Here is a 21,234-nt window from a genome sequence, read left to right as displayed (position 1 = left end):
GGTTCTGATGGAACTCCGGGCCTGCCCGCTGCGTTTACCGTGGAAAGCGCAGCGGCGTGTGCCGCACCCGCCCGAGGAGGAGCGTCATGGAAACACTGATCGCCGTGTTCGCCCTGCTCTTCCTGCTGTTCATCGGCCTGGGCGCGTACGCCACGGTCAAGGCGGTCGGCGCCGCCAAGCGCGGGGTGGACCGGACGATCGAGCAGGCCCGCCGTACGGTCGAGGACCACACCCTGCGCGCCAAGTCCTTCGTCCAGGTCGGCCCGGCCGCCGAGATCGCACAGCTGCGGCTCGCGCTGCGCACCTCCATGCGCGCCACTCAGGACGCGCTGCACGCGGGCGCGGCCGAGGACGAGTCGCTGAAGGAGTCCCTCGGCCTCTTCCAGCGGCTCAGCACGCACGGGCGCGAGCTGGACGCAGACCTCAGGCGACTGGAGTCGGAGCCCGACCGAGCCGAGCTCACCGCACGGCTGCCCGAGTTGCGCAGCCGCACCGAGCGCATCACCAAGTCCGCGGACTCACTGCGCTGGGCCGTCCGCGACCGGGCCCGCCGTTTCGGCGACGACGATCTGGGCGCGCTCAGCGACCAGATAGACATCGAGGCGGACGCCCTGCGCCACTGGACCCCGGCCGGGCCCGCACCGGCGCCCGGACAGGGGCGCGACGGGTCCGCTGCCTCCACTGCCGACGGCCCGGCGGCGTACAACGCCCGCTCCCGGACACACCGCTCCGCCAAGGAGCCCGCGCCGCAGGCGATCACTCCGCCGTCCTCACGCCTCGCCTACCTCTGGCAGAAGAAGCCCCGCCCCGAAAGCACCACCTGAGCCGGCCGCTCCCGGCCCGCCGCATGGGGGCCGGGCTGCCGCGCGAGCGCTACGGCAGGTAACCTCCAGCTCATGTCCCGCCATGTCGCGATCGTCACCGATTCAACGGCCTACCTGCCGCCGCGGACGATGGAGCGTCACGGCATCACCTCGGTACCCCTGACCGTGGTCCTCGGTGACCAGGCACTCGAAGAGGGCACCGAGATCTCGACCCGCTCACTGGCCCAAGCCCTGCAGAAGCGGCGTGCCGTCACGACCTCGCGCCCGAGCCCCGAGGTGTTCGCCGAAACCTACCGCAGGGTCGCCGAGTCCGGCGCCGGCGGAATCGTCTCCCTGCACCTGTCCGCCGAGTTGTCCGGCACCTACGACGCGGCGGTCCTCGCGGCGCGCCAGGCACCGGTGCCGGTACGGGTGGTGGACACCGGGATGGTCGCGATGGCCCTCGGCTTCTGCGCGCTCGCCGCGGCCGAGGCCGCCGAAGCCGGCGGCACGATCGACGAGGCCGTCACGGCAGCCGAGAAGCGGGCCGCGGGCACGTCCGCCTACTTCTATGTCGACACCCTCGACTATCTGCGCCGCGGCGGCCGCATCGGAGCCGCGCAGGCCCTGCTCGGATCCGCGCTCGCCGTCAAACCGCTGCTCCAGCTGGACGGCGGCCGCATCGAGCTGCTCGAGAAGGTCCGTACGGCGTCCAAGGCCATCGCGCGTCTGGAGGAGATCGCCGCCGAGCGGGCGGGCAGTGCCGAGGTCGACATCGCCGTCCACCATCTCGCCGCTCCCGACCGTGCCGCCGCGCTCGCCGACCGGCTGCGGGAACGGGTGCCGGGCCTGGCCGACCTCCATGTCAGCGAGGTCGGGGCGGTGATCGGGGCACACACCGGTCCAGGGCTGCTCGGAGCTGTGGTCTCCCCCCGCTGACCCTTTCACTCAACTGTCCCCATCGCTCGTACGGGTGGCGGAGTTATCCACAACCGGGCGGTCGTCCCCGGGAATTGACCAAGATCATCGCGCATCGGCGGGATGTCCCATCCTCGTCGCATGGCACTTCGATCACGTTCACGCACAGCCACTCCGACCAGCGGCCCCGGCCGTGGTCCCACGTCCGACGGCCGCATCCGCCACCGCCGCGGCGTCCACGACCGCCGCGCCCGCCACCGCCCGCCGGCACCGGCCGAGGAACTGCGCCGCCGAGCGGAACTCCTCTTCGGTGAACGGGCCGTCCGGTGGCGGGAGTCGGGGAACGGCCCGCCGGACGGAGACGGGCTCGCGCCGGACGGAGAGGGGCTCGCGCCGGACGGCGAGGGCTCAGCGCTGGACGGCGAGGCGCTCGTGCTGGACGGGGAAGGTTCCGTGCGTACGTCGACGGCTCCGGCGACGGCAACGACATCGGCGACGACATCGGTCATGGGGCGGGCGCCTTGGCTGAGCAGGGCGACACCGGCGACGACCACGGCCGCGCCCCGCCCGACCGCCCCACCGAACGCCGTGCCGACGGACGAGCCGACTCCCGCACTGGCCCACGACCCCGAACCAGCGGGAGCCGTAGGCCCATTGGAGCCGCCAGGCCCCGTCGGCCCCGGCTGGAGGGAACGGGCCGGACTGGCGTTGCGGGAGCGGATGCCGGTGTGGCTACAGGCTCGGTACGGAGTGGAGCGGCGAGGAGTCGTGGCGCTCGCCGTGGTGCTCGTGGTCGCCGCCGTGTTCGCGGTGCAGCACTTCTGGGCCGGGCGGACCGAGTCCGTGAGCGCTCCTCAAGTGGTGCGTGCCGAGAGGCCCTTCGCCAAGAACGGGCATGACGCGAAGGCCGGTGCCGGTTCCGGTGAGGGTTCCGGTGCGGGAGCCTCGCCGACACCCGGCGGGCAGATCGTCGTGGACGTCAGCGGCAAGGTCCGCAAACCGGGGATCCGGCGGTTGCCGGCCGGCTCCCGGGTGGCCGACGCACTGCGAGCAGCCGGTGGCGTCCGTCCGGGCGTGAGCACCGACGGCCTCAACCGGGCCCGCTTCCTGGTCGACGGCGAACAGGTCGTCGTCGGCGCCCCCGCCGGGGCGGTGGCTCCACCGGGCCCTGCGTCCGGACCGGCCTCCGGACCGTCCGGCGCGGGCCCCGCGGCGCCCGTATCGCTCAATACGGCCACGGCGGACCAGCTCGACACACTGCCCGGAGTCGGTCCGGTCCTGGCGCAGCACATCATCGAATACCGCACCCAGCACGGCGGTTTCCGCTCGGTGGACGAACTGCGCGAGGTCAACGGCATCGGCGACCGCCGCTTCAGCGATCTACGGAACCTGGTACGGCCATGAGCCGCGTGATCGACCACGGGCCGCCGGGGCGCGGAAGGACCGGCGTACGCGCGGATGCGGGGCGTGGAGGTGGCCTGCCCGGGGAAACGGGTCCCGGAGGTGCCGTGGGCGACGGCCCCGAGGAGCACGGCACCGCGCCGGGCGAGCGGGCGGGCCCCATGGACCTGCGCCTGGTGCCGCCCGCGCTCGCGGCCTGGGCCACGGCGGCCCTGACGCTGGACACGCCGACGGTGTGGACGGCCGCGATCGCGGCCTTCTGCCTGGTGGGCGGGGTCGTGCTGTTGTTGGCGCGGAGGCCCGGATGGCTCGGACAGCCCGGACAGCCCGGGCGGGCCGGACGGACCGAGCAGCAGGCCCAGGCTGGGCGGGTGCGCGGACGGTTCGGCTGGACCCGTGCTCCGGTCGCCGCCGTGCTGCTCTGCGTCGCCGCGGCGGCCGCCTCGGCCGGGCTGCACGGGGCGGACGTACGGCGCGGTCCGGTGCCCGAGCTGGCCCGGCGGTACGCGACCGTGACCGCTGAGGTCGAGGTGAGCGGCGACCCCTGGCTGAGCAGGCCGCGGGTGCGTGGCGATCACGCGGCGCCGGTGGCTGTGCTGGCCCGGGCGGAGGTGCGGAGCGTCGAGCGGAGCGACGCGACGAGCGTGCGCACACGGACTCCGGTGCTGCTGGTCATCGACGGGGAAGTTCCCGCGCCGGAAGGGAGCGCGGCGCCGGCCGGCAGATCGACGGGGAGGCGTGCGGCGGGGGCCGTCCCCCGGGATGCGCGGGGTGTGGCGGGAGCCGTCGCCCGGGATATGCGCGGTGCCCGGGACGCCTGGCTCGGGTTGTTGCCGTCCACGCGGCTGCGGGTGGGTGGACGGCTGGCGCCCGCGCTGACGGGCGGGGACGGGACCGCGGCCGTGCTGCGGGTGCGTGGCCGCCCGGGGCCGCGGATCGTGGCGGGGCCCAGCGGGACGCAACGGCTCGCGGGACGGCTCAGGGCCGGGCTGCGGGAGGCGACCGACGGTCTGCCGGGGGACGCTCGGGCGCTCCTTCCCGGGCTGGTCGTCGGGGACACCTCACGGATCACGCCCGAGCTGGACGACGCGTTCAAGGACACGGACCTGGCGCACACGCTGGCCGTGTCCGGCAGCAACCTCACCGTGCTGCTCGCACTGCTCATCGGGCCACCCGGACTGGCCCAGCGGGTCGAGCGCCGTGGCCTGGCCCCGCGGCTCGGGCTCTCGCTGCGGTCGACCGCACTGCTCGCCGGGGTGCTCACGCTGGGATTCGTGGTGGTGGCCCGGCCCGACCCCAGCGTGCTGCGGGCCGCCGCCTGTGGCGCGGTCGCGCTGCTCGCCCTGGCCACCGGGCGCCGCCGATCCCTGATCCCGGCACTGGCCACGGCCGTCCTGCTACTGGTGCTCTACGACCCCTGGCTGGCGCGCAGTTACGGCTTCCTGCTGTCCGTGCTGGCCACCGGCGCGCTGCTCGTCCTTGCACCGGGCTGGAGCGAGGCGCTGCGGCGGCGCCGGGTGCCGCCGAGGCTCGCGGAGGCGCTGGCGGCGGCCGCCGCGGCACAGGCGGTGTGCGCCCCGGTCACGGCGGTGCTGTCGGCGCGGGTGAGCCTGGTGGCGGTGCCGTGCAACCTGCTGGCCGAGGTGGCGGTGGCGCCGGCCACGGTGCTGGGGTTCGGGGCGCTCATGACGGCGCCGGTGGCGATGCCACCGGCCAAGGCGCTGGCCTGGTGCGCGAGTTGGCCCGCCGGGTGGATCGCCGGCGTGGCCCGGACGGGGGCGGCGCTGCCCGGCGCGGGAGTGGACTGGCCGGGCAACTGGCCGGGGGCGCTCGCGCTGGCGGCCGTCACCGTGGCCGTCGTTCTGGCCGGCCGGCGGCTCACGCGGCACCCCTGGTGGTGCGGGCTGCTCGGCTTGCTGCTCCTGCTGGCGGTGGTGCGGCCGGCGCCGCTGACCCGGGTGATCACGGGCTGGCCGCCGCCGGGCTGGCGGTTCGCGATGTGCGATGTCGGGCAGGGCGACGCGACGGTACTGGCGGCGGGGGAGGGAGCCGGAGTGGTCGTGGACGCCGGACCCGATCCGGCGCTGGTCGACCACTGTCTGCGCCAGCTGGGCATCACGCGCGTCCCGCTCCTCGTCCTGACCCATTTCCACGCCGACCACGTGGCGGGACTGCCCGGCGTGCTGCGAGGCCGTTCCGTGGCCGCGATCGAGACGACGGGCTTCGAGGAACCCGCAGACCAGGCCGAGTTCGTCAGAAGGCAGGCGGCGGCGCGGCACATCCCGGTCACGCGGGCCGTCGCGGGAGAGGAGCGGCGCACCGGAGCGCTGTCCTGGAGGGTCCTGTGGCCCCCGCCGAGCGCGCGGTTGCCCGCGGACCCACAGGCCCCGGCATGGCCCGGACCGGTGCCGGAGCCCGACGGTCCGAACGACGCCAGCGTCGCGATGCTGGTCCGCTCGGGCGGACTGCGGCTGCTGTTGCTGGGCGATCTCGAACCACCGGCCCAGCAGGCGTTGTCACGGTCGCCGGCGGCGGCCGAGCTGGCCGGAGTGGACGTACTGAAGGTGGCCCATCACGGCTCGGCCTACCAGGACCCGGAGCTGATACGGCTCGTGGCTCCCCGGGTGGCGCTCATCTCCTGCGGTGCCGACAACCCCTATGGGCACCCGGCACCGGCGACCGTGGCGGCGCTGCGGGCGGGCGGGGCGCTGGTGCTGCGCACCGACCGGGACGGGGAGCTCGCGGTCGGAGGGACGGGAGGGCCGGGTGGGGAGGTACGGGTGGCGAGGGGCTGAGGACCGGGTGTTCGCCCAGACTGGGGTGCATGAACTCACGCCAGGTCGACGCCTACCTCCGCCGGATCGGGGCCGAGCGCCCGCAGCGGCCCACCGGGCAGGCGCTGCGCGAGCTCCATCTCCGGCATCTGCGGACCGTCCCCTTCGAGAACCTGTCGATCCACCTCGGCGAGGAGATCGCGCTGGAGGAGGAGCGGCTGCTGGACAAGCTGATCGGCCGCGGGCGGGGTGGCTTCTGTTACGAACTGAACGGCTCGTTCGGCGCGTTGCTCGCCGCTCTCGGCTACGGGGTGGAACTGCTCGCGGCACGCGTGTACGGCGACGAGGTGCGGCTCGGCATCCCGTACGACCATCTCGCCCTGCGCGTGCGGACGGTGGAGGGGGACACCTGGCTCGCCGACGTCGGGTTCGGGACGCACAGCCACTACCCGTTGAGTTACGGGGAACGAGGGGAGCAGGCAGACCCGGGCGGGGTGTTCCGGGTGGTGGAGGCCGGGCCGGACGCGGCCGGGGTGCGCGGCGGCGGTCCGGCCGGTGCCGGGGACCTGGACGTCGTACGGGACGGCAGGCCGCAGTACCGGCTGGAGACACGAGCCCGGGTGCTCGGGGACTTCGCGGCCGGTGCCTGGTGGCACAGCACCTCGCCGCTGTCGCACTTCACCCGGTCGCTGGTCTGCTCGCGGGTCACCGAGGACGGAGGGAGGGTCACGCTCAGCGGACGGGTGCTGAAGACGACGGCCGGCGACGGGCAGCGCGAGACACGGGAGCTGGAGACGGACGAGGAGGTGCTGACGGCGTACCGGGAGCGGTTCGGGATCGAGCTGGGCCGTGTGCCGACTGTGCGCCACCCGCACCTCAACTCCTGAGGCGGCAATGGGGCGCGAGGTCGTCACAGGCGCTACGGACCTCCACGGCCCCCCACGGACCCCCACGGGTCGTTCCTGACCCCCCACGGGTCGTTCTGACCCTCACGGGTCGTTCTGGATGTGCGGCTCGTCCCCCAGGCTGACCTGGTCGTACGGGGCCGTCCAAGGCCTTCCGTGCCGTGCCGGAGAATGGGGCCGTGAGCGATGTGAGACATGTGCTGGTGCTGCCCGACCGGGATGCCGCCGAGGAGGCGGCCGAGGCGCTCGGCGAGCGGTTCGGCCTGGACGAGGAGCCCCAGCTCGTCCGGGATGCGCTGGCCGGCGAGGACGACGCCGAGGACGCGCAGTGGCTGGTGGTCCTGCGGGACGAGGGCAAGCGGCTGGACCCCGCGGAGCTGGACGAGTTCGCCGGGGAGTGGGACGGCTGGCGCGAGGAGCCGTGACGACCCCGACGCGGACTCGGGGTGCGGTCCGGGACCGGTCAGGGTGCCGGGCCGGTTCGTTGTCAGTGCCGCATGGGATGCTTTGAGCGATGGCCAGGAAGACTGCGAATGACGACCCTCTCGCCCCGGTGACACTCGCCGTGGGCCAGGAGGACCTCCTGCTCGACCGTGCCGTGCGGGAGGTGGTGGCCGCCGCCAAGGCCGCCGACGCCGACACGGACGTACGCGACCTCACCCCGGACCAGTTGCAGCCCGGCACGCTCGCCGAGCTCACGAGTCCTTCGCTCTTCGCCGAGCGGAAAGTCGTGGTCGTACGCAATGCGCAGGACCTGTCCGCCGACACGGTCAAGGACGTGAAGGCGTATCTCGGGGCGCCCGCCGAGGAGATCACCCTCGTGCTGCTGCACGCGGGCGGAGCCAAGGGCAAGGGGCTGCTGGACGCCGCGCGCAAGGCGGGGGCGCGGGAGGTGGCCTGTCCGAAGATGACCAAGCCGGCGGACCGGCTGGCCTTCGTGCGGGGCGAGTTCCGCGCGTTCGGCCGGTCGGCCACTGCGGAGGCGTGCCAGGCGCTGTGCGACGCCATCGGCAGCGATCTGCGGGAGCTGGCCTCGGCGGTCTCCCAGCTGGTCGCCGATGTGGAGGGGACGATCGACGAGGCGGTCGTCGGGCGGTACTACACCGGCCGGGCCGAGGCGTCCAGCTTCACGGTCGCCGACCGGGCCGTGGAGGGGCGTACGGCGGAGGCGCTGGAGGCGCTGAGATGGTCGCTGGCGACGGGAGTGGCGCCGGTGATGATCACCAGTGCGCTGGCCCAGGGAGTGCGGGCGATCGGGAAGCTGTCCTCCGCGCGAGGGGGGCGGCCGGCCGATCTGGCTCGGGAGCTGGGGATGCCGCCGTGGAAGATCGATCGGGTGCGGCAGCAGATGCGGGGGTGGACGCCGGACGGGGTCGCGGTGGCGATGCGCGCCGTTGCCGAGGCCGACGCGGGTGTGAAGGGCGGTGGGGATGATCCCGAGTACGCGTTGGAGAAGGCCGTTGTGGTGATCGCTCGGGCTGCCCGGTCTCGCGGGCGCGGCTAGCTGATCCCGGGGCTCTGCCCCAGACCGGGCCAGGGCCTCGGCCCTTGGAACCCGTTGCCCCGGACCCAGCCAGGGCCCCCGCCCCTGGAACCCGTTGCCCCGGACCCAGCCAGGGCCCCCGCCCCCGGCGCCCGTTGCCCCAGACCCGGCCAGAGCCTCGGCCCCGGCCCCCGTTGCCCCAGACCCGGCCAGGGACTCCGCCCCCGCCCCCGGCCCCCGTTTCGCACCCGCCCACCCGAATCGGTCGGCTGTGAGGCGGGCCGCAAAGCCGCCCGCATGCCAAAGGCCCCGGTGCCCACCCTGGGGAAGGGGGAGCGCCGAGGCCTTGGTTCAAGCTGGTGAGCCCGTACCCGCGTGGCGAACGCAGGCCGCGTACAGGCTCGGGGTGCCGGGCGGGAGCGGATGAGAGAGGGCCCGCTCTGGGTCCTTCCGGCGGTCAGATCAAAAAGGGGGTTCAGCCCTTGAGGGACGTGACCTTGGAAGCAAGCGCCGACTTCTTGTTGGCGGCCTGGTTCTTGTGGATGACGCCCTTCGAGACGGCCTTGTCGAGCGCACGCGCGGCAGCGCGCTGCAGCTCGGTGGCCTTCTCGACGTCACCCGCGGCAGCGGCCTCGCGGGCCTTGCGGATCGCGGTCTTCAGGGAGGACTTGACGGCCTTGTTGCGCAGCCGAGCCTTCTCGTTGGTCTTGATCCGCTTGATCTGGGACTTGATGTTCGCCACGAAGGAGCCTTTTCAGGTTCAGGTGCGGGGCCGCGGAGGTCCCGTACCGGTGATCCAAATTTCTCTGACGCGCCTCACGCCGAGAGGGCATGAGGCACAGCCATCTACAGTACCAGTGGCCCTGCGAGCGGCCCAAAACGGTGCCCGGTCCCTCCGCGTGGGACCATGGAGACTACGTATCGATCCGACCCGAGGCATAAGGCGCCTCAAGAGACAGGACCCTGCGTGCCCGCGACCCCTAACCATGTGCCCGAGCCGAGCCGTACCGACCCGGCTCTGATCCGCAATTTCTGCATCATCGCGCACATCGACCACGGCAAGTCCACGCTCGCCGACCGGATGCTCCAGCTGACCGGTGTGGTCGAGCAGCGGCAGATGCGTGCTCAGTACCTCGACCGGATGGACATCGAGCGCGAGCGCGGCATCACGATCAAGTCCCAGGCGGTGCGTCTGCCCTGGGCCCCCACCGAGGGCCCCGACCAGGGCACGACCCACATCCTCAACATGATCGACACCCCGGGGCACGTCGACTTCACCTACGAGGTCTCGCGGTCGCTCGCCGCCTGTGAGGGGACCATCCTCCTCGTCGACGCCGCCCAGGGCATCGAGGCGCAGACCCTCGCCAACCTCTACCTGGCGATGGAGAACGACCTCACGATCATCCCGGTGCTGAACAAGATCGACCTGCCGGCCGCCCAGCCGGAGAAGTTCGCCGAGGAGCTGGCGAACCTGGTCGGCTGCGACCCCGAGGACGTCCTCAAGGTCTCCGCGAAGACCGGTCTCGGCGTCGACGCGCTGCTGAACAAGGTCGTCAAGGAGATCCCGGCGCCGGTCGGTGTCGCCGACGCGCCCGCCCGCGCGATGATCTTCGACTCGGTCTACGACTCCTACCGCGGTGTCGTGACGTATGTGCGTGTCATCGACGGCCAGCTCAACAAGCGCGAGCGCATCAGGATGATGTCCACCGGCGCCACGCACGAACTGCTGGAGATCGGCGTCAACTCGCCCGAGATGCTCCCCGCCGACGGGCTGGGGGTCGGTGAGGTGGGTTACCTCATCACCGGTGTGAAGGACGTCCGGCAGTCCAAGGTCGGTGACACCGTCACCAGCCAGAGCAAGGGCGCCACGGAGGCTCTCGGCGGGTACAAGGACCCCAAGCCGATGGTCTTCTCCGGGCTGTATCCGCTCGATGGCTCCGACTACCCCGAGCTGCGCGAGGCGCTCGACAAGCTGCAGCTCAACGACGCCGCGCTGGTCTACGAGCCGGAGACCTCCGCGGCCCTCGGCTTCGGCTTCCGCGTCGGTTTCCTCGGCCTGCTGCACCTGGACGTGATCCGGGAGCGGCTGGAGCGCGAGTTCGGGCTCGACCTGATCGCCACCGCCCCCAACGTGGTCTACCGCGTGGTCATGGAGGACGGCAGCGAGCACACGGTCACCAACCCGAGCGAGTTCCCCGAGGGCAAGATCAACGAGGTCTTCGAGCCGGTCGTGCGGGCCACCATCCTCGCGCCCACCGAGTTCATCGGCTCGATCATGGAGCTGTGCCAGACCCGGCGCGGCACCCTGCTCGGCATGGACTACCTCTCGGAGGACCGCGTCGAGATCCGCTACACGCTGCCGCTCGCGGAGATCGTCTTCGACTTCTTCGACCAGCTGAAGTCCAAGACCCGCGGCTACGCCTCGCTGGACTACGAGCCCACGGGCGAGCAGACCAGCTCCCTGGTCAAGGTCGACATCCTGCTGCACGGCGACAAGGTGGACGCGTTCTCCGCGATCACCCACAAGGACCAGGCGTACGCGTACGGCGTACGGCTCGTCGCCAAGCTCAAGGAGCTGATCCCGCGGCAGGCCTTCGAGGTGCCGGTGCAGGCCGCCATCGGCTCCCGGGTGATCGCCCGCGAGACCATCCGCGCCATCCGCAAGGACGTCCTCGCCAAGTGCTACGGCGGTGACATCTCCCGTAAGCGCAAGCTGCTGGAGAAGCAGAAGGAAGGCAAGAAGCGGATGAAGATGGTGGGTTCCGTGGAGGTTCCGCAGGAAGCCTTCATCGCCGTCCTGTCCAGCGATGACAGCGCGGGGTCGGGCAAGGGCAAGAAGTAACCAGCGGTAACAACGGGTTACGTCCACAAACGGGACACAAGGGGGCCCGTCGTGCGAAAGCGCGGCGGGCCCCTACGCGTGGGTAGCGTCGCTCTGCGTGGAACATGCGCGGAAACAGACAGGCCGATGCCCCTTACGCAGCGGCCGGTCGCGGCTTACTCTGATCCCTGCTCGATAGTTACTCGCGAGTTAAACAACAGCGAAACAGCAGTGCGAACCCCCACCGTGAGTTAACCCAGCCGCACCGAGTACAGCCGCACCGTCGCGGGCCCCCGGAGGATGTCGTGAGCGACACACAGACCCTGATCGAGAACCGTCCGCCGTCCGTGGCGGCCCTCTTCCTGGAGCGCGTGGCGGCCACACCGGACGCCGAGGCCTACCGCTATCCGGTGCCGCCTGCTTCCGGCCAGGGCCCCGATGACTGGAAGTCGCTCAGCTGGGCGCAGGCGGCCGAGCGGGTGTATGCGATCGCGGCCGGCCTCATCGAGCTGGGGGTACAGCCCGAGCAGCGGGTGGCGCTCGCCTCCTCCACCCGCGTCGAGTGGATCCTCGCCGACCTGGGCATCCTCTGTGCCGGCGGGGCGACGACCACCGTCTATCCGCAGACCAACGCGGACGAGTCGGCCTTCATCCTCTCCGACTCCGAGAGCCGGGTGCTGATCGCCGAGGACGCGGCCCAGGTCGCCAAGGCCGTCGAGAAGCGCGCCGAGCTGCCCGAGCTGACCAAGGTCGTCGTCATCGACCCGGCCGGCGCCGAGACGGACGACTGGGTCATCACCCTCGCCGAGCTGGAGCGGCGCGGCGCCGCCTACCTGGAGACCCACCCCGAGCTGATCAAGGAGCGGGTCGGCGCGATCAAGCGGGACCAGCTCGCCACCCTCATCTACACCTCCGGCACCACCGGCCGCCCCAAGGGGGTCAGGCTCCCGCACGACAACTGGGCGTACATGGCCAAGGCGATCGCCGCGACCGGCCTGATCAGCGCCGAGGACGTGCAGTACCTGTGGCTGCCGCTCGCGCACGTCTTCGGCAAGGTGCTCACCTCCGGGCAGATCGAGGTCGGGCACGTCACCGCCGTCGACGGCCGCGTCGACAAGATCATCGAGAACCTTCCGGTGGTGCAGCCGACGTACATGGCGGCCGTGCCACGCATCTTCGAGAAGGTCTACAACGGCGTCGCCGCCAAGGCCCGTGAGGGCGGCCCGGCCAAGTACAAGATCTTCCAGTGGGCCGCCGACGTCGCCCGCGAGTACGCCAAGGTCAGCCAGGACAACTTCCGCCGCACCGGCAACCACGCCGTGCCGTTCGGCCTGGCCGCCAAGCACAAGGTCGCCGACACCCTCGTCTACGGCAAGCTCCGCGAGGCCTTCGGTGGCCGGCTGCGCGCCTGCGTCTCCGGCGCCTCCGCGCTCGCGTCCGAGATCGGCTACTTCTTCGCCGGCGCCGGCATCCACATCCTGGAGGGCTACGGCCTCACCGAGTCCTCCGCGGCCTCCTTCGTCAACCCCGGCGAGGCCTACCGCACCGGCACGGTCGGCAAGCCGCTGCCCGGCACGGAGGTGCGCATCGCCGACGACGGCGAGATCCTGCTGCGCGGCCCCGGCATCATGGAGGGCTACCACGGGCTGCCCGAGAAGACCGCCGAGGTGCTGGAGTCCGACGGCTGGTTCCACACCGGGGACATCGGCGAGCTGTCGCCCGACGGCTATCTGCGCATCACCGACCGCAAGAAGGACCTCATCAAGACCTCCGGCGGCAAGTACGTCGCACCGGCCGAGGTCGAGGGTCAGTTCAAGGCGGTGTGCCCGTACGTGTCCAACATCCTGGTGCACGGCGCCGACCGGAACTACTGCACCGCCCTCATCGCCCTGGACGAGCTCGCGATCCAGGACTGGGCGAAGGAGAGCGGCCTGGAGGGCAGGCCGTACGCCGAGATCGTCGCCGCGCCGCAGACGGTGGAGATGGTCGACGGGTATGTGCAGCAGCTCAACGCGGGGCTTCAGCGCTGGCAGACGATCAAGAAGTTCCGGCTGCTGCCGCGGGACCTCGATGTGGAGCACGGGGAGATCACGCCGAGTCTGAAGCTGAAGCGGCCGGTGGTGGAGCGGGAGTACAAGCACCTCATCGATGAGATGTACGCCGGGACGCGGGAGGCGTAGCACGGTGTGCGGGGGGTGGCCGGGGGGCTGACGGCGACTGCGGGTTGTATGTGGTCGCTCGCGCGGTTCCCCGCGCCCCTTGGGGAGATTGCGCTCGCCCGTGTTCAAAAGGCGCCGTCTTCTGTCCATTTCGATGACTCAGCGCTTATGAACGCCCTCGGTCTGTCACCCTGGGCCGCATGGACATGGCGGCCATACCGACGCAGCGGGAGAGAGGGCCCCGGGCCAGGGAGGTGCGGGGCCGGGCCACGCTGCCCGGGAGTCCGCTCGCGCCCGGCTCGGCCCGTGCGCTGGTGCGGGCCGCGCTGGCCGAGGCGCCGGAGGTCGCGGCCCGGCTCGTCGACGACGCCCTGGCCGTCGTCAGCGAGCTGATCACCAACGCCGTCGTACATGCCGGTACGGACGTGGAGATCGACTGGCGGCTGGAGGAGAGCGGCGCGTTCGTCGTGGAGGTGAGCGACCGGCATCCCTCCCGCGCCCCGCGCGACCCCCTCGGCGGCGAGGGATCGTACGACACCGCCGAGTACGGGCGCGGCCTGCGGCTGGTCACCACGCTGGCCGAGTCCTGGGGCGTCACCTACCGCGCCGGCGCCAAGACGGTCTGGGCGCGGCTGCCCCCCGGCGGCGTCGAGGACCCGGACACCCCCGCGCCGGACGCGGCCCTGGAGGTCGCCGAGGACCTCGCCCCGCAGCCGCACCGCGCCGACGGCGACCGGGACTGGCTCGGCCGCGGCGCGCTGTCCTTCCTCGCCGAGGCCTCCGACCTGCTCGCCGGACAGCTCGACGAGAACCTGGTCACCGCCCTCACCGGCCAGCTCATCGTGCCCCGGCTCGCCGACTGGTGCGCGGTGTGGCTGGAGGACGAGGCCACCGTGCGCGGCGGCGCCGGCGGCGGCCCCGACCGGGTCTGGCACGCCAGCGAGAACCGCATCGAGGAACTGCGCTGCGCCCTGGAGAAGGAGCCGCCCTGCCCGCGCGACGGGCTGCGCTCCGGCCCCGAGCCCTACCCGTGGCCCGGCCATGCGCTCGGCCCGCAGGGCGCCGACGGCACGGCACTGGCGTACCGGCTGATCGCGGGTGGCCGGCCGCTCGGCACGCTGGTCATCGGCCGCTGCGGGCTGCTGGGCTTTCCCGACGAGGTCACCGGGCTCATCGAGGACCTCGGGCGCAGGGTGGCCCTCGCCATCGGCGCGGCCCGCCAGTACGCCCGCCAGGCCACCATCAGCGCCGTCCTGCAGCGCGGCCTGCTGCCCGGTGCCGTCGCCCAGATCCCCGGGGTGAGCAGCGCACTCGTCTACGAACCGTGCGACAAGGGCGGCCCGAGCGGCGACTTCTACGACCTGTTCCCGGCGGGCGACGGCCGCTGGTGCTTCGCCGTCGGGGACGTCCAGGGCAAGGGCCCGGAGGCGGCGGTCGTGATCGGCCTCGCCCGGCCCTGGCTGCGCCTCCTCGCCCGCGAGGGCTACCGGGTCGCCGACGTCCTCGACCGGCTCAACCAGCTCCTCCTGGACGACGCCACCGAGGCCGCCGACGCCGCCGCCCGCGCGCTGGTCGCCGCGGGCGGGCGCCCGGTGGCCCCCGGAGACGGCCCGCAGACCCGCTTCCTGTCCCTCCTCTACGGCGAGCTGACCCCGTACGGCGGCGGAGTCCGCTGCACCCTGGCCTCCGCCGGCCACCCGCTCCCGCTCGTGCTCAGCCCCGACGGCACCGTACGCACCGCCGCCCGCCCGCAGACCCTGCTCGGTGTGGTCGAGGACGAGACCTACACCAGCGAGACCCTCGACCTGCGGCCCGGCGAAAGCCTGCTGTGCGTCACCGACGGGGTGACCGAGCGGCGCTCCGGCTCCCGCCAGTTCGACGACGGCGACGGGCTCGCCCGCGCCCTGTCCGGCTGCGCCGGGCTCAGCGCCGACCTGATCGCCAAAAGGATCCGCCGCCTGGTGCACGACTTCGGCGGGGGCCTGCCCGAGGACGATCTGGCGCTGCTGGTGCTGCAAGCCGAGTAGCCGTCGGTGCTGCAAGCGGAGCAATGGCCGTCGTACGGGACAATGGAGGACATGCCTTCCGCACTCCCCGACGGCGAGCCCGTCCCCGCCGACGGCGCGCTGCCCGCGCACGCGCTCGCCGGGGCGGCCGACCGCCCGCTCGGCTTCTACCTGCACGTCCCGTACTGCGCGACCCGCTGCGGCTACTGCGACTTCAACACCTACACCGCGACCGAGCTGCGCGGCACCGGGGGCGTGCTGGCGTCCCGCGACAACTACGCGGACACGCTGACGGACGAGATCCGACTCGCCCGGAAGGTGCTCGGCGACGACCCGCGCCAGGTCCGCACGGTCTTCGTCGGCGGCGGTACGCCGACGCTGCTGGCCGCCGACGATCTCGTACGGATGCTGGGGGTGATCCGGGACGAGTTCGGGCTGGCACCGGACGCGGAGATCACCACCGAGGCGAACCCGGAGTCGGTGGACCCGGCCTACCTCGCCACCCTCCGGGAGGGCGGCTTCAACCGGATCTCCTTCGGCATGCAGAGCGCGAGGCAGCACGTCCTGCGCGTGCTCGACCGGACGCACACCCCAGGGCGCCCCGAGGCGTGCGTGGCGGAGGCGGGGGCGGCGGGCTTCGAGCACGTCAACCTCGACCTGATCTACGGCACCCCGGGGGAGAGCGACGACGACTGGCGGGCCTCGCTGGACGCGGCGATCGGGGCGGGCCCGGACCACATCAGCGCGTACGCGCTGATCGTCGAGGAGGGCACCCAGCTGGCCCGCCGGATCCGCCGGGGCGAGGTCCCGATGACGGACGACGACGTCCACGCGGACCGGTACCTGATCGCCGAGGAAACCCTGTCCGCGTCCGGCTTCTCCTGGTACGAGGTCTCCAACTGGGCCACCTCTCAGGCGGGCCGCTGCCTGCACAACGAGCTGTACTGGCGCGGCGCCGACTGGTGGGGCGCCGGTCCCGGGGCGCACTCGCACGTGGGCGGGGTGCGGTGGTGGAACGTGAAGCACCCGGGCGCGTACGCGGCGGCGCTGGCGTCGGGGCGGTCGCCGGGGGCCGGGCGTGAACTCCTGTCGGAGGAGGACCGGCGCGTGGAGCGCGTCCTGCTGGAACTGCGGTTGCGGGAGGGGGTGCCGCTGTCGCTGCTGAAGGAGGAGGGGCTTGCGGCGTCTCGGCGGGCGCTGGCGGACGGGCTCCTCCAGGAAGGGCCGTACGAGGAGGGGCGGGCCGTGCTGACGCTGCGGGGGCGGTTGCTGGCGGATGCGGTGGTGCGGGATCTGGTGGATTGATCACTCCCGCGAGTGAATCCCTCCGGAGCGCCGGTTCGGTCCCTAACCTGGTTCGTAGGCTGCCGCTGACAGTATGCGGCGAATGTAGAGGCCACGGAGATGACCGCTGTGGACGAACGTGGAGTCGCAGAGTTCTTCGAGGGTTTTGAGCCGCCTGACGGGCTCAAAGCGGAGCTTCTGCGGGGGGAAATCGTGATGATGGCCAGCCCTGATCTGGTGCACAACCTGATCGTGCTGCTGACGGAGCGGCAGATTCCGTTGGATCGCTGGTATCCGCTCCAGACCCAGGACGTGGATCTCGTCGACGAGGCGAGTGAGCCGGTTCCGGACCTCGTGGTCGTGGCTCGTGACGTCCTGCCCGATTCGGGGCGTCTGCTGCCGTGCCAACTGATCACGATGGTCGTCGAGGTCGTTTCCAAGAACAGCGTTCATCGCGACTACGCCGTCAAGCGTTCGATCTATGCCGCAGGCAACGTGCCCGCCTATCTCGTCATCGATCCGATCATGGCGCAGTGCGTTCTGTTCACGAAGCCCGAGGGAAAGGGCGAGGACGCCAACTACCGGGCGCAGTACATCGAGAAGTTCGGCCGGCCGCTGATGCTGGATGTCCTGGGTGTCGAGCTGAAAACCAGCGAGTTCGGAACGTTCCCCGACGTCAGGCCCCACCGCTACCCGTAACAAAGTCGATCAGCTCCTCCACCCGCCCCAGCAACTCCGGCTCCAGGTCCTTGTAGGACCCCACCCGCTTCAGGATCGCCTGCCACACCGCCCCGGTGTTCTCCGACGGCCAGCCCAGCGCCCGGCACACCCCCGTCTTCCAGTCCTGACCGTGCGGGACCGTCGGCCAGGCCTCGATGCCCAGGGACGACGGCTTCACCGCCTCCCAGATGTCGATGTACGGGTGGCCGACCACCAGCGCGTGTTCGCTGGTCACCGACTCGGCGATGCGCCACTCCTTCGTGCCCGGCACCAAGTGGTCCACGAGGACACCCAGGCGGGCGTCCGGGCCCGGGGCGAAGGACGACACGATCGACGGCAGGTCGTCCACGCCCTCCAGGTACTCCACGACCACGCCCTCGATGCGCAGGTCGTCGCCCCAGACCTTCTCGACCAGCTCGGCGTCGTGCCGGCCCTCGACGTAGATGCGGCCGGCGCGGGCCACGCGGGCACGGGCGCCGGGGACGGCGACGGAGCCGGAGGCGGTACGGGTGGGGCGTACCGGACCACCCGACGACGGCCGTACGAGGGAGACGACCCGGCCCTCCAGCAGGAAGCCGCCCGGCTCCAGTGGGAACACCCGGTGCTTGCCGAAGCGGTCCTCCAAGGTCACCGTGCCCGCCTCGCAGCGGATCACCGCCCCGCAGAACCCGGTGCCGGGCTCCTCCACCACCAGGCCGGGCTCCGCCGGTACCTCCGGCACGGGCTTGGGCTTCTTCCACGGCGGGGTCAGGTCGGCGGAGTACTGGCGCATTCGAGTGACGATAGGAGAAGCCGTACGGCCGCGCTCACGACACGCCGAAACGGGCCGCCAGCTCGTCGCGTTGCCGGCGGACGAACCCGGCGTCGACCACCGCTCCGTGACCGGGCACGTACAGCGCGTCCTCGCCGCCCAGGGACAGCAGGCGGTCCAGCGCGTCCGGCCAACGGGACGGGACCGCGTCCGGGCCGGCCTGGGGCTCCCCGGACTCCTCGACCAGGTCGCCGCAGAAGACCACCTCCGGAGAACCGGGGATGAGGACCGCGAGGTCGTGGGCCGTGTGGCCCGGACCCACGTTCGCCAGCAGGGCCTGGCGGCCGCCCCCGAGGTCGAGGGTCCACTCGCCGGAGACCGGATGGGCGGGTGACACCAGCGCGTCCACCGCCTCGTCCGCGTCCGCCACCGCGAGCCCGCCCCGCACGGCGTCCAAGCGCAGCTCATCGCGTTCGTGGGCGAAGACGGCGTCCAGCCCCACCGCCCCGTACACCTCCGCCCCCGCGAAGGCCGCGGCTCCGAAGACATGGTCGAAGTGAGGGTGCGTGAGCGCGAGATGGGTCACACGGCCGTCGGTCAGTTCCTCGGCCTGTGCCCGCAGCCGCGCACCCTCGGCCAGACTCGAGCCGGAGTCCACCAGCAGCGCCGTACCCTCGCCGAGGACCAGCCCGACCGTGCAGTCCCAGCCTGGGAGGCGGCAGCGCCCCACCCCCGCGGCCAGCCGTTCCCACCCCAGCTCTTCCCAAGTCACCGTCATACCGCGACGCTATCCGCATGAGCCGCCCCGACCGCACCGACCTTGCCCTCGGTGTACCCGACAGCCGTACACTGGGCGGGAACCCTGGCACTCGCATGTGAAGAGTGCCAGGCGGACAAGCCGCGGGACAGACGGGACAGAGGGGACGACGACGTGCTGGAGGTGCGCGCGAATGCTGAGTGAACGCAGGCTTCAGGTACTGCGCGCCATCGTCCAGGACTATGTGGGCACCGAGGAGCCGGTCGGGTCGAAGGCCCTGACCGAGCGGCACAGCCTCGGCGTCTCCCCGGCCACCGTCCGTAACGACATGGCGGCCCTCGAGGACGAGGGGTACATCGCCCAGCCGCACACCAGCGCCGGGCGGATCCCGACGGACAAGGGCTACCGGCTGTTCGTCGACAAGCTCGCGGGCGTCAAGCCGATGACCGCGCCCGAGCGGCGCGCCATCCAGAACTTCCTCGAGGGCGCCGTGGACCTCGACGATGTGGTGGCGCGGACCGTGCGGCTGCTCGCGCAGCTGACCCGGCAGGTCGCCGTCGTGCAGTACCCGTCCCTGACCCGGTCCACCGTCCGGCACGTGGAGCTGCTCTCGCTCGCCCCCGCGCGCGTGATGCTCGTGCTGATCACGGACACCGGCCGGGTCGAGCAGCGGATGGTCGACTGCCCGGCGCCCTTCGGCGAGGCTTCCCTCGCGGATCTCCGCGCGCGGCTGAACAGCCGGGTCGCGGGCCGCCGGTTCGCGGATGTGCCGAGGCTGGTCGAGGACCTGCCGGAGGCCTTCGAGGCCGAGGACCGCGGTACGGTCTCGACGGTGCTCTCCACTCTCCTGGAGACACTCGTCGAGGAGAACGAGGAGCGGCTGATGATCGGCGGTACCGCCAATCTGACCCGCTTCCCGCATGACTTTCCCCTCACGATCCGGCCCGTGCTGGAGGCTCTGGAGGAGCAGGTCGTGCTCCTCAAGCTCCTCGGCGAGGCGAAGGATCCGGGCGTGACCGTGCGCATCGGCCACGAGAACGCCTATGAGGGACTCAACTCCACCTCCGTGGTGTCGGTCGGCTACGGTTCGGGCGGCGAGGCGGTTGCCAAGCTCGGCGTGGTCGGACCGACCCGCATGGACTATCCGGGAACGATGGGAGCGGTACGCGCAGTGGCACGGTACGTCGGACAGATCCTGGCGGAGTCGTAAGTGGCCACGGACTACTACGCCGTTCTCGGCGTGCGCCGCGACGCGTCGCAGGATGAGATCAAGAAGGCGTTCCGCAGGCTCGCGCGCGAGCTGCACCCGGACGTCAACCCCGACCCGAAGACCCAGGAGCGGTTCAAGGAGATCAACGCCGCTTACGAGGTGCTGTCGGACCCGCAGAAGAAGCAGGTCTACGACCTCGGCGGCGACCCGCTCTCGCAGAGCGGCGGCGCCGGCGCGGGCGGCTTCGGGGCCGGTGGCTTCGGCAACTTCTCCGACATCATGGACGCGTTCTTCGGTACGGCGTCGCAGCGCGGCCCGCGCTCGCGCACCCGGCGCGGCCAGGACGCGATGATCCGGATCGACGTCGAGCTGGACGAGGCGGCCTTCGGGACCACCAAGGACATCCAGGTCGACACGGCCGTCGTCTGCAACACCTGCAACGGGGAGGGCGCGGCTCCGGGCACCACCGCCCAGACGTGTGACATGTGCCGTGGCCGTGGTGAGGTCTCGCAGGTCACCCGGTCCTTCCTCGGCCAGGTCATGACGTCGCGGCCCTGTCCGCAGTGCCAGGGCTTCGGGACCGTCGTGCCGACGCCGTGCCCGGAGTGCGCCGGCGACGGGCGGGTGCGCTCGCGGCGGACGCTGACCGTGAAGATCCCGGCCGGTGTCGACAACGGCACGCGGATCCAGCTCGCCGGTGAGGGCGAGGTCGGGCCGGGCGGCGGTCCGGCCGGTGACCTGTACGTCGAGATCCACGAGCTGCCGCACCCGACCTTCCAGCGGCGCGGTGACGATCTGCACTGCACGGTGACGATCCCGATGACGGCGGCGGCCCTGGGCACCAAGGTGCCGCTGGAGACCCTGGACGGCATGGAGGAGGTCGACATCCGGCCCGGCACCCAGTCCGGCCAGTCGATCCCGCTGCACAACCGGGGCGTCACGCATCTGCGTGGCGGCGGCCGGGGTGACCTGATCGTGCATGTCGAGGTCACGACGCCGACCAAGCTCGACCCCGAGCAGGAGCGGCTGCTGCGGGAGCTGGCGAAGCTGCGCGGCGAGGAGCGACCGCAGGGGCAGTTCCAGCCGGGGCAGCAGGGCTTGTTCTCGCGGTTGAAGGATGCGTTCAACGGACGCTGACGTCGGCTGAGCCGGTGGCTGGGGGGACGCGTTCAACGGGCGCTGAGGTCCCTCGGAAGGGGTGCCTCGGCACCCCTTATGCCGGTGTCCTATGCCATGGGAAGC

The 21,234-nt window shown here is 72.0% G+C and carries 17 protein-coding genes; 14 read left to right on the top strand and 3 right to left on the bottom strand.

Annotated elements, in window-relative coordinates; all coding sequences use genetic code 11:
- The first annotated feature begins 86 nt into the window (after positions 1–86).
- From ACWC0C_RS14300 to holA, 7 genes are all read left to right on the top strand, one after another.
- Positions 87–824, top strand: coding sequence for a hypothetical protein (locus ACWC0C_RS14300; protein WP_450864060.1), 738 nt, complete (start codon positions 87–89; stop codon positions 822–824).
- Between the two features lie 72 nt (positions 825–896).
- Positions 897–1,742, top strand: a complete 846-nt coding sequence (locus tag ACWC0C_RS14295; protein WP_450864059.1) for a DegV family protein — start codon at positions 897–899, stop codon at positions 1,740–1,742.
- Between the two features lie 486 nt (positions 1,743–2,228).
- Positions 2,229–3,125: a helix-hairpin-helix domain-containing protein gene (locus ACWC0C_RS14290; RefSeq protein WP_450864078.1), complete on the top strand. Its 897-nt coding sequence runs from the start codon at positions 2,229–2,231 to the stop codon at positions 3,123–3,125.
- Positions 3,122–5,917 (top strand): ComEC/Rec2 family competence protein, encoded by a 2,796-nt coding sequence (locus tag ACWC0C_RS14285; protein WP_450864057.1) that lies wholly within the window; start codon positions 3,122–3,124, stop codon positions 5,915–5,917. Before ACWC0C_RS14290 ends, ACWC0C_RS14285 begins: the two co-directional genes overlap by 4 nt.
- A gap of 29 nt (positions 5,918–5,946) precedes the next feature.
- On the top strand, positions 5,947–6,783 hold the full coding sequence (locus ACWC0C_RS14280) for an arylamine N-acetyltransferase family protein (protein WP_450864055.1): 837 nt from the start codon (positions 5,947–5,949) through the stop codon (positions 6,781–6,783).
- Positions 6,784–6,980: 197 nt separating this feature from the next.
- The gene (locus tag ACWC0C_RS14275; RefSeq protein WP_449200786.1) at positions 6,981–7,226 is read left to right on the top strand and encodes a hypothetical protein; all 246 of its coding nucleotides are present in this window, start codon (positions 6,981–6,983) and stop codon (positions 7,224–7,226) included.
- Between the two features lie 89 nt (positions 7,227–7,315).
- Complete coding sequence (gene holA, locus ACWC0C_RS14270; RefSeq protein WP_449200787.1) at positions 7,316–8,305, top strand: DNA polymerase III subunit delta; 990 nt, start codon at positions 7,316–7,318, stop codon at positions 8,303–8,305.
- 454 nt (positions 8,306–8,759) lie between these two features.
- On the opposite strand, the gene rpsT is transcribed toward holA, so the two are convergent.
- Positions 8,760–9,026, bottom strand: a complete 267-nt coding sequence (rpsT, locus tag ACWC0C_RS14265; protein WP_067006864.1) for a 30S ribosomal protein S20 — start codon at positions 9,024–9,026, stop codon at positions 8,760–8,762.
- Positions 9,027–9,251: 225 nt separating this feature from the next.
- Between rpsT and lepA the strand changes: the two genes are divergently transcribed.
- From lepA to ACWC0C_RS14240, 5 genes are all read left to right on the top strand, one after another.
- On the top strand, positions 9,252–11,126 hold the full coding sequence (gene lepA / locus ACWC0C_RS14260; protein WP_449200788.1) for a translation elongation factor 4: 1,875 nt from the start codon (positions 9,252–9,254) through the stop codon (positions 11,124–11,126).
- A 284-nt stretch (positions 11,127–11,410) separates the two neighbouring features.
- A complete protein-coding gene (locus ACWC0C_RS14255) occupies positions 11,411–13,285 on the top strand; it encodes an AMP-dependent synthetase/ligase (RefSeq protein WP_450864051.1) in 1,875 nt (624 codons plus the stop codon).
- Positions 13,286–13,470: 185 nt separating this feature from the next.
- A complete protein-coding gene (locus ACWC0C_RS14250; RefSeq protein WP_450864076.1) occupies positions 13,471–15,291 on the top strand; it encodes a SpoIIE family protein phosphatase in 1,821 nt (606 codons plus the stop codon).
- A gap of 51 nt (positions 15,292–15,342) precedes the next feature.
- Entirely contained in the window at positions 15,343–16,575 is a 1,233-nt protein-coding gene (gene hemW / locus ACWC0C_RS14245) for a radical SAM family heme chaperone HemW (RefSeq protein ID WP_450864049.1), read from the top strand.
- Between the two features lie 99 nt (positions 16,576–16,674).
- Entirely contained in the window at positions 16,675–17,253 is a 579-nt protein-coding gene (locus ACWC0C_RS14240; RefSeq protein ID WP_351020380.1) for a Uma2 family endonuclease, read from the top strand.
- Here the strand turns inward: ACWC0C_RS14240 and ACWC0C_RS14235 are convergent.
- Together ACWC0C_RS14235 and ACWC0C_RS14230 are read right to left on the bottom strand one after the other, a co-directional pair.
- Positions 17,231–18,046 carry a DUF3097 domain-containing protein gene (locus tag ACWC0C_RS14235; RefSeq protein ID WP_450864047.1) on the bottom strand — a complete coding sequence of 272 codons (816 nt, stop codon included), beginning with the start codon at positions 18,044–18,046 and terminating at the stop codon, positions 17,231–17,233. The genes ACWC0C_RS14240 and ACWC0C_RS14235 overlap by 23 nt on opposite strands.
- Before the next feature lie 34 nt (positions 18,047–18,080).
- Entirely contained in the window at positions 18,081–18,803 is a 723-nt protein-coding gene (locus ACWC0C_RS14230) for an MBL fold metallo-hydrolase (protein WP_450864046.1), read from the bottom strand.
- 172 nt (positions 18,804–18,975) lie between these two features.
- On the opposite strand from ACWC0C_RS14230, the gene hrcA reads away from it, so the two are divergent.
- Both hrcA and dnaJ read left to right on the top strand, forming a co-directional pair.
- Positions 18,976–19,992, top strand: coding sequence for a heat-inducible transcriptional repressor HrcA (hrcA, locus tag ACWC0C_RS14225; RefSeq protein ID WP_449200794.1), 1,017 nt, complete (start codon positions 18,976–18,978; stop codon positions 19,990–19,992).
- Positions 19,993–21,129, top strand: coding sequence for a molecular chaperone DnaJ (gene dnaJ, locus ACWC0C_RS14220; RefSeq protein WP_449200795.1), 1,137 nt, complete (start codon positions 19,993–19,995; stop codon positions 21,127–21,129).
- Positions 21,130–21,234: the final 105 nt, after the last annotated feature.

The organism is Streptomyces sp. NPDC001709 (assembly GCF_053596375.1).
The sequence above is the reverse complement of the archived record's forward strand: the minus strand, read 5'-3'. Positions and strand labels throughout refer to the sequence as shown.

Excerpts from the sequence above, each read along its gene's own strand:
- ACWC0C_RS14295 (WP_450864059.1), top strand. The coding sequence starts at position 897 with ATGTCCCGCCATGTCGCGATCGTCACCGATTCAACGGCCTACCTGCCG.
- ACWC0C_RS14240 (WP_351020380.1), top strand. The coding sequence starts at position 16,675 with ATGACCGCTGTGGACGAACGTGGAGTCGCAGAGTTCTTCGAGGGTTTT.
- ACWC0C_RS14290 (WP_450864078.1), top strand. The coding sequence starts at position 2,229 with ATGGGGCGGGCGCCTTGGCTGAGCAGGGCGACACCGGCGACGACCACG.
- ACWC0C_RS14250 (WP_450864076.1), top strand. The coding sequence starts at position 13,471 with ATGGCGGCCATACCGACGCAGCGGGAGAGAGGGCCCCGGGCCAGGGAG.
- ACWC0C_RS14230 (WP_450864046.1), bottom strand. The coding sequence starts at position 18,803 with ATGACGGTGACTTGGGAAGAGCTGGGGTGGGAACGGCTGGCCGCGGGG.
- ACWC0C_RS14280 (WP_450864055.1), top strand. The coding sequence starts at position 5,947 with ATGAACTCACGCCAGGTCGACGCCTACCTCCGCCGGATCGGGGCCGAG.
- ACWC0C_RS14285 (WP_450864057.1), top strand. The coding sequence starts at position 3,122 with ATGAGCCGCGTGATCGACCACGGGCCGCCGGGGCGCGGAAGGACCGGC.
- hrcA (WP_449200794.1), top strand. The coding sequence starts at position 18,976 with ATGCTGAGTGAACGCAGGCTTCAGGTACTGCGCGCCATCGTCCAGGAC.
- holA (WP_449200787.1), top strand. The coding sequence starts at position 7,316 with ATGGCCAGGAAGACTGCGAATGACGACCCTCTCGCCCCGGTGACACTC.
- ACWC0C_RS14235 (WP_450864047.1), bottom strand. The coding sequence starts at position 18,046 with ATGCGCCAGTACTCCGCCGACCTGACCCCGCCGTGGAAGAAGCCCAAG.
- ACWC0C_RS14300 (WP_450864060.1), top strand. The coding sequence starts at position 87 with ATGGAAACACTGATCGCCGTGTTCGCCCTGCTCTTCCTGCTGTTCATC.
- hemW (WP_450864049.1), top strand. The coding sequence starts at position 15,343 with ATGCCTTCCGCACTCCCCGACGGCGAGCCCGTCCCCGCCGACGGCGCG.